We start from the raw sequence: 12,163 nt of genomic DNA on the forward strand, positions 1-12,163 counted from the left end.
CGACTATCATGACCATTGCCATCGGCGACACGATCCCGGCCGCGACCTTCAAGGAAAAGACGGCGGACGGCCCGGCCGAGATCACCACCGAACAGCTCTTCAAGGGCAAGAAGGTGGTGCTGTTCGCGGTGCCGGGCGCCTTCACGCCGACCTGCACCCTGAACCACCTGCCCGGCTATGTCGAAAACTACAACCTGCTCGTCGAGAAGGGCATCGACGACGTCGCCGTAGTCGCCGTCAACGACTGGCACGTCATGAGTGCCTGGGCGCAGGCCTCCGGCGGCTTCGGCAAGATCCGCTTCCTGGCCGACTGGGACGCCTCCTTCACCAAGGCGCTCGGCCTCGATATCGACCTTTCCGGCGGCGGCCTCGGCGTGCGCTCCAAGCGCTACGCGATGATCGTCGACGACGGCGTGGTGAAGCACATCGCCGTCGAGGAAAACCCCGGTCAGGCCACGGTCTCCAGCGCCTCGTCCATCCTCGAGCAGCTCTGAGCCGTTCCGGCGGAAACGCGAAGGCGCGGGATGCAAGGCCCGCGCCTCAAGCAGCCGATAATCGGCTCATCGCTCTCTTTCGTCATGGTCGGGCCTGACCCGACCATCCACCGCGCCGCTTGCGGCGTGGACCCTCGGCTCAAGGCCGAGGGTGACGAAGGAGAGGTGGTGAATACGAAGGCACGGACCCCGCTCCGTCTCACATCTCGATATCGTAGACGATGATGCCGGCCAGCCCGCCATCCAGCGACTGGACGATCCGCTCGCTGACGGCGCGGTGCGCGGGATGGGCGAGATAGCGGTCGCGGGCGTCCGTGGTGTCGAAGGTCACGACGAAACCGTCGAGGAAACCGCCGTCGAGATGCTCCGGCGAGACGTTCGGGCCGGCCTTGATGCTGGCGACACCCGGGATCACGCTCTTGAGGCTCGCGACATCGCGATAGAGCGCCTCTTTCTCCTCCGCCGTCGTCGCAGCCTTGAGACGTAGAAACACGCAGTGCAGGATCATCGTCGGCTTCTCCTGTTTGAACCGGTTCCGGGCAGAGCCCCCGGAACCGCTACTTTCTTCTGTAGGGCTCCATGCCGCGCCGGGCAAGCTCGTCCGCGCGCTCGTTCTCGGGGTGGCCGGCATGTCCCTTGACCCAGTGCAGCGTCACCTTGTGGCGGCCGCGGGCCTCCTCCAGCGCCTGCCAGAGTTCGGCATTCTTGACCGGCTTCCTGTCGGCGGTCTTCCAGCCGTTCTTCTTCCAGCCGAAAATCCACTTGGAAATGCCGTCCTTCACATAGGCGCTGTCGGTATAGAGATCGACCTCGCAAGGCGACTTCAGGGCGTTCAGGGCCGAGATCGCCGCCATCAGCTCCATGCGGTTGTTGGTCGTCTCGGCCTCGCCGCCGCACAATTCCTTCTCGACCTCGCCATAGCGCAGGACCGCGCCCCAGCCGCCGGGGCCGGGATTGCCGGAACAGGCGCCGTCGGTGAAGATATCGACATGCTTCATCACACGTCGATCCCGTATTCGCCGGGCGAGACGACGCCGCGGTGGAAACGCAGCTTGCCCAGATATTCGAGCGGGTCCTTCTTCACCACGAGCGCACCCGCCGGCGTCGTCAGCCAGTCGTAGAGGCGGGTAAGGAAGAAGCGCAGCGCCGATCCCCGCGCCAGCGTCGGCAGGGCGGCGATTTCCGCGTCGCTCAGGGCGCGGACCGAGCGGTAGCCTTCCAGAAGCGCCCTGCCCTTGGTGACGTTATAGTCGCCGTTCTTCTCGAAGCACCAGGCGTTCAGGCATATCGACACGTCATAGGCCAGCATGTCGTTGCAGGCGAAATAGAAGTCGATCAGGCCGGAGAGCCGGTCGCCGAGGAAGAAGACGTTGTCCGGAAAGAGATCGGCGTGGATCACGCCCTGCGGCAGGTCGTTCGGCCAGTTTTGCGAGAAGAAGGCCATTTCCGCGCCGATTTCGTCCTCCAGCCCCTTTTCCACCTCGTCGGCGCGGGCGGCGGATTTCTCCCACAAGCCCTTCCAGCCTTCCAGCGACAGGGCATTCGGCCGCTTCAGCGCGAAATCGGCGCCGGCAAGGTGCATGGCAGCCAGCGCCGCGCCCACTTCCCGGCAATGCCGGGCCTCCGGCTTCCGCAGCCACATGCCCTCGAGAAAGGAGATCAGCGCCGCCGGACGGCCCGAAAGCTCACCGAGAAGCGCGCCGTCCCTGCGCGGCAGCGGCAGGGGGCAGGTCAGCCCGCGGCTTGCCAGATGCTCCATCAGGCCGAGGAAGAACGGCAGGTCGCCCCTGTCCACCCGCTTTTCGTAGAGCGTCAGGATCAGCGGGGCCTTCGTCGTGTGCAGCAGGAAGTTGGAGTTCTCGACCCCTTCCGCGATGCCCTTGTAGGACAGCAGATCCCCCGCATCGTATGCGGTGAGGAAATTCCTGAGATCGACCTCGTTGATATCGGTATAGACTGCCACGCCTGAAGACTCGCCGCTTTGCTTCGTTCGCCGAACGGGATGGCATCGGCGGCGGGCGAGGTCAAGAGCGGGCGGAGCGAATGGCCGTGGCTTCCGGGGCCACGTCCGGCCCGGTCAAACCCGCGGCGGCGGGGCCTGGTCGCCGTTGACGAAGGCCATGTCGGCGACGGTGAGTTCAAGGCTGCGCAATTCGCGGTTGACGAGGAAATGCTCGTTTTCCTCCGTCGTGATCGCCAGGTCGACGGTCGCGTCGAATCGTTCCTTGAAGGCGGCGATGATCTCGTCGACGATGACCTCCGGCGCGGATGCGCCGGCCGACAGGCCGAGCGTTCCGATCGTGCCTATCTCGTCCCAGTCGAGTTCCGAGGCGCGCTGCACGAGAAGCGAGCGCTTTGCGCCGGCCTTCAGCGCCACTTCCACCAGCCGCTTCGAATTCGACGAATTGGGCGCGCCGACGACGATGAAGAGATCGCAGCCGGGCGCGGCCTGCTTCACCGCTTCCTGACGGTTGGTGGTGGCATAGCAGATGGAATCGGCCGCCGGTGCCTGAAGGGCCGGGAACCGCTCCTGAAGCCTTGCGATGACGCCGGCCGTATCGTCGACGGACAGCGTCGTCTGCGTCACGAAGCCGAGATTGTCCGGATCGACCGGCGGCTCCCAGACGCTGGCGTCCTCGACCGTCTCGACCAGCGAGACGGAGCCTTCGGGAAGCTGGCCCATCGTGCCGATCACTTCAGGATGCCCGGCATGGCCGATCAGAATGACATGGCGCCCGAGGCGCTGGTGGCGCATGGCCTGCTTGTGAACCTTCGACACCAGCGGGCAGGTCGCGTCGAGATAGAAGAGATTGCGGGCGGTGGCATCCGCCGGAACGGATTTCGGCACGCCGTGGGCCGAGAAGACCACCGGCTGGGCGCGGTGTTCGGCCGGGATCTCGTCCAGTTCCTCGACGAAGACGGCGCCCTTGGCTTCCAGTCCCTCGACCACATAGCGGTTATGGACGATTTCGTGGCGCACGTAGACGGGCGCGCCATAGGCCTTGAGCGCCAGAACGACGATCTGGATGGCACGGTCCACGCCGGCGCAGAAGCCGCGCGGGCCGCACAGGCGTATCGTCAGGGAGGGCTTGATCACATCAGGGGTCATGCTCGGTCCGCTTTTCATTTTCTTTCCTCTACAGATCGGGCCGAAAAACGGCAATGCCATTTCGTCACCCGCCGCTTTCGCTCACAATGGCTTGAGGAAGGGGCCAAATGGTCCTATTTCCGCCCCGTTCCGTTGGAAATGAAGGGGAAGCCCTTTTCTTATCGGGCGACGGTCGCCAAGAATGTCAGCAATGATTCGCATTCCAGAGGTACTCATGGGCCTTTCTTCCTTCGCGCGCGCCGGCCTTCTGGCTCTCGCCGCGGCCACCGCGCTCGCCGCCGTGCCGGCCGGCGCGCAACAGGCGACGCCGGGCAACGGACAGCCGGTTCCCGGCCAGTCCACCAGCGGCGCGCAGCCGCCCGGCGGCAAGACCTTCGGCGCCTGGTCGCAGGTGTGCGAGACGCCGCCCGGCGCGCAGGCCGAGCAATGCCTGCTCATGCAGAACGTCATCGACCAGGAACGGCCTGAAGTGGGCCTTTCCGTTGCCGTTCTCAAGACCGCCGACCGCAAGGTGCGCCTGATGCGCATTCTCGCCCCGCTCGGCGTCTGGCTGCACGACGGCGTCGATCTCTACATCGACGACAAGAAGGCCGGCCGCGCCTATTTCACGCGCTGCTTCCAGGAAGGCTGCACGCTGGAATTCGAGGTGCCGGACGACCTTCTGAAATCGCTGCGGGCGGGCGACGTCGCCATCTTCGCGCTGAAGGAATCGCCGGACAACGACGAGCGCATCGGCATACCGGTCGATCTCGCCGGCTTTTCCGAAGGTTACGATTCCCTGCCTTGAGGGCCGCCGCACCAGACACCATATAGGCGGCAGACCCCGCCAGACCCGGAAGCCGCCATGACCAGCACAGACCTTCTCTCGCTTTTCGACTGCTCCGAAAGCGAAATCCAGTCCATCGTCTCCTCCGCCCTGCACGGGGCCGACGACGGCGAGCTTTATATCGAGCACGCGCAGGCGGAATCGCTGACCATCGACGACGGACGGCTGAAGGGCGGCTCGTTCAACACGGACCAGGGCTTCGGCCTGCGGGCGGTGGCGGGCGAGACCGTGGGCTATGCCCATGCCGGCGAGATGTCGGCCGCAGCACTCAGGCGCGCCGCCGATGCCGCGGGCGCTGTCGCGCACGGGCATGGCGGCACCTACAGCGAACCGCCGCAGGGCACCAACCGCAAGCTCTACGGCGAGGAAAACCCGATCGGCAGCCCGAGCTTCGAGGAAAAGGCCAGGCTTCTCCAGACCGTCGACCGCTATCTGCGCGACAAGGACAGCCGCGTGCGGCAGGTCACGGCCTCCATTGCCGCAAGCTGGCAGGTGGTCGAGATCCTGCGCGCCGACGGCCACCGCGTCCGCGACATCCGTCCGATGACGCGCCTCAACATCTCCGTCGTCGCCGGCGAAGGCGACCGGCAGGAATCGGGCAGCTTCGGCTTCGGCGGACGCATGGGCTTCGACGCCTTCCTCACCGAAGAACACTGGCAGAAGGGCGCCGACGACGCGCTGCGGCAGGCGCTCGTCAATCTTCAGGCCGTCGAGGCCCCGGCGGGCACGATGGACGTGGTGCTCGGCGCCGGCTGGCCAGGCGTCATGCTGCACGAGGCCGTGGGCCACGGTCTCGAAGGCGACTTCAACCGCAAGAAGACCTCGGCCTTTGCCGGCCTCCTGGGCGAGATGGTGGCCGCGCCGGGCGTGACCGTCGTCGATGACGGCACGATCGGCGAGCGCCGTGGTTCGCTGACCGTCGACGACGAGGGAACGCCCTCCGGCTACAACGTGCTGATCGAGGACGGCCGCCTCGTCGGCTACATGCAGGACCGCCAGAACGCCCGGCTGATGGGCATGAAGCCGACCGGCAACGGCCGCCGGCAGGGCTATTCGCACCGGCCCATGCCGCGCATGACCAACACCTACATGCTCGGCGGCGACAAGACGCCGGACGAGATCATCGCCTCGGTGAAGAAGGGGCTTTACGCCGTCTCCTTCGGCGGCGGCCAGGTGGACATCACCTCCGGCAAGTTCGTGTTCGGCTGCACCGAGGCCTACCTGATCGAGGACGGAAAGATCGGCGCGCCGGTGAAGGGTGCGATGCTGATCGGCAACGGGCCGGACGCGATGAAGCGCGTCACGATGGTCGGCAACGACATGAAACTCGACACCGGCATCGGCAATTGCGGCAAGGCCGGCCAATGGGTCCCGGTCGGCGTCGGCCAGCCGCACCTGCGCATGGACCAGATCACGGTGGGCGGCACCCGGGCCTGATGGGCAATGCGCTCGTTCCCGAACTGGCCGTCACCGACTGGCAGGCCAGCCGCGCCTTCTATTGCAACCTCATCGGTTTCACCGTGCTCTACGAGCGTCCCGAAGAGGGCTTCAGCTTCCTGACGCTCGATCAGGCCGAACTGATGATCGACCAGATCGGCCTCGGGCGCACCTTCGCGGTCGATGGCGCGCCGCTCGAACGCCCGCTCGGGCGCGGTCTCAACCTGCAAATCCGCGTTCCGGACGTCCGCACCATCCTCCCCCGGCTCGAGGCGGCAGGCGTGCCGCTCTACCTGCCGCTCGAAGAGAAATGGTATCGCCGCGATACCCGCGAAACCGGCAACCGCCAGTTCGCCGTCGCCGACCCCGATGGCTACCTCCTCAGACTGTACGAAGACCTCGGCGAACGCTGAAGCCCGTCAACCGTCATCCGGCCTGAACCGCCACTTGCGCTCGACGGCGGCGGCAAGGTCGATACCGTTATTGTGGGCGAAAAGCAGGATGTGCCCCAGCACGTCGGCGGTCTCGTCCTCCAGATCGCGACGCCTTTCCTCCTCGCTCCTGCCCTTGGCGCGGCCCCGGCCGGACAGGCGGTTCCAGGCCTGCGTCAGTTCCCCCACCTCCTCGTGAAGCTTGAGCAGGAACCAGTCGGCATCGCGGCGGATGCCGTTCGAATCGGCATAGCGGCGCGAGGCGTCCTCGAAGCGGCGTTGCAGGTCGGCAAACATTTTGTTCTCCATTTGTTCACGCAAAAATAATCAGGATTCGGACCGGCTGTCCACCGTTTTCGCGGTGGGCGGCTGTCTTGGGAGAACCCTTGCAAAGCCACGCCGTGGAGCGCTAGACCGGAGGGCGCGTAGCCGTTGCGACGGCACGCGGTCTTCGTTTCGTGCCTCCCATCCGGAAACCGGTTCCATGTCCTTCCTCGAAGCCTCCGGGCTTTCCAGCGGCGCCATCGCCCTTCTCGTCGGCGTTTCCTTCCTCGCCGGCCTGGCGCGCGGTTTTTCGGGGTTCGGCGGCGCGCTGATCTTCATGCCGCTGGCCAGTGCGCTGGTGGGGCCGCGGATCGCGACCGTCGCCCTGCTGCTGGCCGACGCGGTGATGACCGCCGGCATGCTGCCGAACGGCTGGCGCAACGCCAACCGGCGGGAGACCTTCGTCATGCTGGCCGGCGCGCTCGTCGGCGTTCCGGCGGGGGCCGCCGCACTCGCGCACCTGCCGCCGCTTTCGGTGCGCTGGGGCATCTGCATCCTGGTCTTCGCGATGCTTGTCCTGCTCGTTTCCGGCTGGCGCTATCGCGGCCGGCCGAAAACGCCGCTGACGGTGCTGGTGGGAGCGGTGGCCGGCTTCTTCGGCGGCGCGGCGCAGTTGAGCGGCCCGCCGGTCGTCGCCTACTGGCTGGGCCGCGCGCTTCCCGCGAGCCGCATGCGGGCAAGCATCGTGCTCTATTTCGGCCTCGGCTCGGTGCTTTCAGCGGCGAGCTATTATGCCAACGGGCTTTTCGTGAAGGAAGCCTTCGCCGTGGCGCTGATCGCCTGCCCGAGCTTCGGCCTCGGCATCGCCGCCGGCGCGCGGCTGTTCGGCCTGGCGAGCGAGGCGACCTTCCGGCGCATCTGCCTCGGCCTCATCGCCGCCGCTGCCGTGCTCGGCCTGCCTGTTTTCGGGTGAAACCGGCAGGCCGCATGTCCTGACAGCTCAGGGATAGAGCCGCGCCTTGCCCCACGGCGCATCCGGCGCGCCGCGTTCGAACAGCACGCGGTCGTGCAGACGGAAAGGCCGGTCGTGCCAGAACTCGATGGAGGTCGGGCGGATGCGGAAACCCGACCAGTATTGCGGCCGTGGAATCTCGCCGATGGCGTATTTCGCGGTGTATTCGGCCACGGCCTTTTCCAGCGCGAAGCGGCTTTCGAGCGGGCGCGACTGCTTCGAGGCCCAGGCGCCGATGCGGCTGCCGCGCGGGCGCGACGCATAATAGGCATCGGCCTCGGCGTCCGTCACCGGCTCGACCGGCCCGCGGATGCGCACCTGGCGGCGCAGCGACTTCCAGTGGAAGCACATGGCGGCCTTCTTCTGGCCGAGGATTTCGCGGCCCTTGCGGCTTTCGAAATTGGTATAGAAGACGAAGCCGGCCGTGTCGTAGCCCTTCAGCAGGACCATGCGCACGTTCGGCAGGCCGGTCTCGTCGACGGTGGCGAGCGCCACCGCGTTGGGATCGTTGACTTCCGCGGTTTCGGCATCCTTGAGCCAGCGTTCGAACAGGGCGAACGGCTCCTCTTCGGCGGTGAAGTCACCGCTTGTTAACCCATTCTCCGTCATATTAAGTAAAATGCTCCGAACTTGGCCCGGCAAGGGCCAGCGACACGATGAAAGGTGATCGTCATAACAAAAAGCCGGAACACCAGAAAGGGTGCGCTTCGGATCGGCAGTGCTTTTTTTGCCGTGTCGCTTTTGTGTGCGGCACTTTCAGGCTGCATGAGCTTCGACTTTTTCGATTCGCGCACGGACTCCTCCGTCACCACGAATTCGGTGCCGCAGAAGAAATCGCAGGAAGCGGTTTCCGACGAGGCCACCGTGCGCAATGCCGTGACCTCCGCCGACCTGGCGAAGCTCGGCCAGTCTCCCCTGCCCTGGGCCAACGCCTCGACCGGCAGCGCCGGCGTCGTCACCGCCATCAACGAGAACCGCATCGGCGGCACCCTGTGCCGCAGCTTCTCCACCACGCGCCACGCCTATGACGGCATCGCCGCCTTTACCGGCGACACCTGCCTCGACGCCAACGGCGAATGGAAGCTCGTGCGTTTTACGCGACAGAACTGACCCCCATCTCCATAAACTATCGATTAGCAATTCTGGCTTAATCTCGGCAGCAGGGTAAGTGCGCCCGCGGCATGTCTTCCGGTTGCGTGGGCCGTGCGCACGAGTGTTCGAGTAGAGTAGCGGCTGTGCCGAACCGGCGGCATGGCCGTCGAAGTTTCGGTGGCCACGATGCGCGATCCGTATACCGTTCTCGGCGTCAGGCAGGACGCCCAGGACGAAGAAATCAAGGCAGCCTGGCGGGCCCGGGTGAAAAGCGTGCATCCCGACCACAATCGGGACGACCCGCAGGCCGCTGCCCGCTTCGCGGAAATCGGCGCGGCCTACGAACTGTTGCGCGACCCGCAGAAACGCAACCGCTACGACGCCCGCCACGGCAAGGCCGATGGTGACGGCGAAACCATCATGCAGAAGCGGCAGGCCGCCCGCGAAGCGGCCGAACGCGCCCACGCCGCCCGTGAGGAAGCCGCCCGGGTGATGGAGGAACTGGCGCGGGCGAACGCCCAGCGCGCCGCGCAGGCCGCCCGGGAGACGTCCGGCGCGACTTCCGACGACAGCGCCGAGGCGATGGTGAACCGCATCTTCGGCACCGGCGAAAAGGCCGGCGCGGCGGGCGCGGCGCAGGACACGGCGCCGAAGCAGGACGCCGCGCCGCAGCAGGGCGCCTATGACGGCGGCGCCGGGCCCGCGGATGCGACGACGGAAACCACCCAGACATCGTCCCCCGAGGAGACCGAGGCCGGCCGCGCATCTTCCGCGCCGCTGTCGGTTCAGGCGATCGATCTCATCAGCTACTGGATCCGCCGCCTGCGCGGCATCGAGCCGGTGCCGGAAAAGGCGCCCGATATCGTCACGGACGTCACGGTGTCCATCGACGACCTGATCGCGGGCCGCAAGGTCTACGCGACGCTGTTCGACGGGCGCGAGGTGCGCGTCCAGCTCGAGCCCGGTATGACCCGGGACCATGTGGTGCGGATCGAGGGCCAGGGGCACCGCTTCCAGGGCATGCAGCGCGGCGACGTGCGCGTCACGCTGAAGATCGCCCCCGACCCGCGCTTCGACGTGGAGGGTTTCGATATCCACACCGTTCTTCCGGTCACGCTCGAAAATGCCGTGCTGGGTTGCGAAAGCACCGTCGAATCGCCCGAGGGGCCGGTCGCCATCAGCATCCCGCCGTGGTCGGATTCCAACCGTTCCATCCGCATCGAGGGCCAGGGCCTGCCGGAAACGGAAGACCGGCGCGGCGACCTGGTGGTGGAACTGCGCCTCGTCCTGTGGGAAAAGCCGGACGACAAGGTGACGGACCTGATGCGCCACATGCGCGAAGGCCTGTATATCTGAGGCCGCCACGCGCCGAGCAAGCATTGTTACAGCGCCTTACACGAGATGATCCGGCCCCGCTTGAACGCTCCCGCCGGCTATGCCATAGGCATCATTCAAGATGCCCGGACCCTCCCGACACCACGGAGAGACCCGGGCCGGAACCATTTCGATAGCAATTTCGATTCTGGCGCCGCGCTTTTCATGACGCCGCGCAGAAGAAGCAGGGAGCAATACATGGCTGAGCTTTCCGGTCTGCTGGCAGGCAAACGCGGCCTCATCATGGGCGTTGCGAACAATCGTTCCATCGCCTGGGGCATTGCCAGGGCCGCACGCGACGCGGGCGCCGAACTGGCCCTCACCTGGCAGGGCACGGCGCTGAAGAAGCGCGTCGAGCCGCTCGCCGGCGAACTCGACGCCTTCATGGCCGGCGATTGCGACGTCACCGATCTCGAAAGCATCGACACGGTGTTCGACGCGCTGGAAAAGAAGTGGGGCAAGATCGACTTCGTGGTCCACGCCATCGCCTTTTCCGACAAGGACGAGCTGACCGGCCGCTATCTCGATACCAGCCGCGACAACTTCACCAGGACGATGGACATTTCTGTCTATTCCTTCACCGCCATCGCCAAGCGGGCCGAGCGCATCATGAACGACGGCGGCTCGATGGTGACGCTGACCTATTACGGCGCGGAAAAGGTGATGCCGCACTATAACGTCATGGGCGTCGCCAAGGCGGCACTGGAAGCCTCCGTGCGCTACTTGGCCGTCGACCTCGGCGGCCGCGGCATCCGCGTCAACGCGATCTCGGCGGGCCCGATCAAGACGCTCGCCGCATCCGGCATCGGCGACTTCCGCTACATCCTCAAGTGGAACGAATACAATGCGCCGCTGAAGCGCACCGTCACCATCGAGGAAGTCGGCAAGTCGGCGCTCTACATGCTGTCGGACCTGTCGACCGGCGTGACCGGCGAGGTCCATCACGTCGATTCCGGCTATCACACGGTCGGCATGAAGGCGGTGGACGCCCCGGATATTTCCGTCGTCAAGGAATGATATCGTCAGGGGCGGGACCCAGGGCGCTTCCGCCGCACGGCGAGGCGCCTTTCCCCCTCGTCCCGGACGATGCGGGACACGGCAAGCCGCCGGCCATCGCCGCCTGAACACCCCACCAGGAGCCGACATGCTGATCTATGTCATCCGCCACGGCCAGACGGACTGGAACGCCGAGCAGCGTATGCAGGGGCAGCGCGACATTCCGCTGAACAGCCTCGGACGGGCGCAGGCGACCGGCAACGGCGAGGCGCTGAAGGCGGTTCTCGGGGCGAGCGCCGCGGCCTACGACTACGTCGCCAGCCCCCTCGGCCGGACCCGCGAAACGATGGAGCGCATGCGCAGCGCGATGGGCCTCGACCCGCGCAACTACACGACCGACGCACGGCTGGTGGAAGTCTCGTTCGGCGATTGGGAAGGCTTCACGCTGGCGGAGCTCGCGCAGCGCTTTCCCGAGCGGGTGGCCGAGCGCGAACGCTCGAAGTGGGATTTCATTCCCCCCGGCCCCGCTGCCGAAAGCTATGAAATTCTGTCGTGGCGGGTAGGCTCCTGGCTCGCCTCCGTCAACCGCCCCACCGTCTGCGTCTGCCACGGCGGCGTCATCCGCAGCCTGTTCCGTCTCGTCGGCGGTCTGGAGCCCGATCAGGCGGCCGTTGCGGAAACGCCGCAGGACCGCATCCTGTCGGTCGCACCGCGCGAGGGCCGGATCGGCTGGGTCTGACGCGAGCGGCCCGGCGTTCCACCGAACCACCAAACCGCTCGACTTCCCTGTTTTCACGCAATTCCGGACGCAATACCGCTGCCGCGCTTTTGCGTCCGGAACTGCCCTATTCGCTGACCTGAAGGTCGTCCACGATGCGCCGGCCGTCCACGACGGTGTAGAAGACGACGACCGTCTGCCCGGTCGCCAGCCCTCCGAAGTTGAACTCCTCCGGAACCTCGTAGTTCTTGCCGTCGTCGAGCGTGATCGTCAGCTTGTCGGTGTCGATCCGGGCGATCTTGGCCTCGACATCGGCGCTCTGGGCGAACGAGGTCACGGGCAGCAGGACGCCGACCGTTATCAGCAGAGCTAGGATGATATGCACGGAGCGGGCTCCCTTACGATCCATT

General features: G+C 66.1%; 16 protein-coding genes. 9 read left to right on the forward strand and 7 right to left on the reverse strand.

The genetic code is table 11. The features are described 5' to 3' along the window. Positions 1-8: 8 nt before the first annotated feature. Positions 9-494, forward strand: coding sequence for a peroxiredoxin (locus NOF55_RS15790; RefSeq protein ID WP_306410133.1), 486 nt, complete (start codon positions 9-11; stop codon positions 492-494). Positions 495-693: 199 nt separating this feature from the next. Here the strand turns inward: NOF55_RS15790 and NOF55_RS15795 are convergent, their stop codons facing one another. From NOF55_RS15795 to ispH, 4 genes are all read right to left on the reverse strand, one after another. Continuing rightward, the gene (locus NOF55_RS15795) at positions 694-1,002 is read right to left on the reverse strand and encodes a Dabb family protein (protein WP_306410132.1); all 309 of its coding nucleotides are present in this window, start codon (positions 1,000-1,002) and stop codon (positions 694-696) included. Positions 1,003-1,051: 49 nt separating this feature from the next. Then, positions 1,052-1,492: a ribonuclease HI gene (gene rnhA / locus NOF55_RS15800; RefSeq protein ID WP_306410131.1), complete on the reverse strand. Its 441-nt coding sequence runs from the start codon at positions 1,490-1,492 to the stop codon at positions 1,052-1,054. Then, positions 1,492-2,457 carry a homoserine kinase gene (locus NOF55_RS15805; protein WP_306410130.1) on the reverse strand — a complete coding sequence of 322 codons (966 nt, stop codon included), beginning with the start codon at positions 2,455-2,457 and terminating at the stop codon, positions 1,492-1,494. Before NOF55_RS15805 ends, rnhA begins: the two co-directional genes overlap by 1 nt. A 114-nt stretch (positions 2,458-2,571) precedes the next feature. Beyond that, on the reverse strand, positions 2,572-3,603 hold the full coding sequence (gene ispH, locus NOF55_RS15810; protein ID WP_306410198.1) for a 4-hydroxy-3-methylbut-2-enyl diphosphate reductase: 1,032 nt from the start codon (positions 3,601-3,603) through the stop codon (positions 2,572-2,574). Between the two features lie 214 nt (positions 3,604-3,817). Here ispH and NOF55_RS15815 point away from each other — a divergent pair, with 214 nt between their 5' ends. The 3 genes from NOF55_RS15815 to NOF55_RS15825 are packed head-to-tail and all read left to right on the forward strand — an operon-like array spanning position 3,818 to position 6,279. Further along, positions 3,818-4,390 (forward strand): invasion associated locus B family protein, encoded by a 573-nt coding sequence (locus NOF55_RS15815; protein WP_306410129.1) that lies wholly within the window; start codon positions 3,818-3,820, stop codon positions 4,388-4,390. Positions 4,391-4,447: 57 nt separating this feature from the next. Further along, positions 4,448-5,866, forward strand: coding sequence for a metalloprotease TldD (tldD, locus tag NOF55_RS15820; protein ID WP_306410128.1), 1,419 nt, complete (start codon positions 4,448-4,450; stop codon positions 5,864-5,866). Next, positions 5,866-6,279: a bleomycin resistance protein gene (locus NOF55_RS15825; RefSeq protein ID WP_306410127.1), complete on the forward strand. Its 414-nt coding sequence runs from the start codon at positions 5,866-5,868 to the stop codon at positions 6,277-6,279. The genes tldD and NOF55_RS15825 overlap by 1 nt, the downstream gene beginning before the upstream one ends. 6 nt (positions 6,280-6,285) lie before the next feature. Here the strand turns inward: NOF55_RS15825 and NOF55_RS15830 are convergent, their stop codons facing one another. Then, positions 6,286-6,594: a MazG nucleotide pyrophosphohydrolase domain-containing protein gene (locus tag NOF55_RS15830; protein WP_306410126.1), complete on the reverse strand. Its 309-nt coding sequence runs from the start codon at positions 6,592-6,594 to the stop codon at positions 6,286-6,288. Between the two features lie 187 nt (positions 6,595-6,781). Here NOF55_RS15830 and NOF55_RS15835 point away from each other — a divergent pair, with 187 nt between their 5' ends. Next, on the forward strand, positions 6,782-7,534 hold the full coding sequence (locus NOF55_RS15835; protein WP_306410125.1) for a sulfite exporter TauE/SafE family protein: 753 nt from the start codon (positions 6,782-6,784) through the stop codon (positions 7,532-7,534). 27 nt (positions 7,535-7,561) lie between these two features. Here NOF55_RS15835 and pdxH read toward each other — a convergent pair whose 3' ends face one another. After that, positions 7,562-8,182 carry a pyridoxamine 5'-phosphate oxidase gene (pdxH, locus tag NOF55_RS15840; protein ID WP_306410124.1) on the reverse strand — a complete coding sequence of 207 codons (621 nt, stop codon included), beginning with the start codon at positions 8,180-8,182 and terminating at the stop codon, positions 7,562-7,564. Positions 8,183-8,236: 54 nt separating this feature from the next. On the opposite strand from pdxH, the gene NOF55_RS15845 reads away from it, so the two are divergent. The 4 genes from NOF55_RS15845 (at position 8,237) to NOF55_RS15860 (ending at position 11,774) form a co-directional block, all read left to right on the forward strand. Then, positions 8,237-8,683 carry an RT0821/Lpp0805 family surface protein gene (locus NOF55_RS15845; protein WP_370868915.1) on the forward strand — a complete coding sequence of 149 codons (447 nt, stop codon included), beginning with the start codon at positions 8,237-8,239 and terminating at the stop codon, positions 8,681-8,683. A 141-nt stretch (positions 8,684-8,824) separates the two neighbouring features. Then, positions 8,825-10,021, forward strand: a complete 1,197-nt coding sequence (locus NOF55_RS15850; RefSeq protein ID WP_306410122.1) for a DnaJ C-terminal domain-containing protein — start codon at positions 8,825-8,827, stop codon at positions 10,019-10,021. 216 nt (positions 10,022-10,237) lie between these two features. Next, the gene (gene fabI, locus NOF55_RS15855) at positions 10,238-11,056 is read left to right on the forward strand and encodes an enoyl-ACP reductase FabI (RefSeq protein WP_306410121.1); all 819 of its coding nucleotides are present in this window, start codon (positions 10,238-10,240) and stop codon (positions 11,054-11,056) included. 127 nt (positions 11,057-11,183) lie between these two features. Beyond that, positions 11,184-11,774: a histidine phosphatase family protein gene (locus NOF55_RS15860; RefSeq protein WP_306410120.1), complete on the forward strand. Its 591-nt coding sequence runs from the start codon at positions 11,184-11,186 to the stop codon at positions 11,772-11,774. A gap of 106 nt (positions 11,775-11,880) precedes the next feature. Here NOF55_RS15860 and NOF55_RS15865 read toward each other — a convergent pair whose 3' ends face one another. Then, positions 11,881-12,162 (reverse strand): DUF1344 domain-containing protein, encoded by a 282-nt coding sequence (locus NOF55_RS15865; protein WP_306410119.1) that lies wholly within the window; start codon positions 12,160-12,162, stop codon positions 11,881-11,883. Position 12,163 lies beyond the last annotated feature (1 nt).

This window comes from Ectorhizobium quercum (genome assembly GCF_026552795.1).
Classification (GTDB): Bacteria; Pseudomonadota; Alphaproteobacteria; order Rhizobiales; family Rhizobiaceae; genus Ectorhizobium; species Ectorhizobium quercum.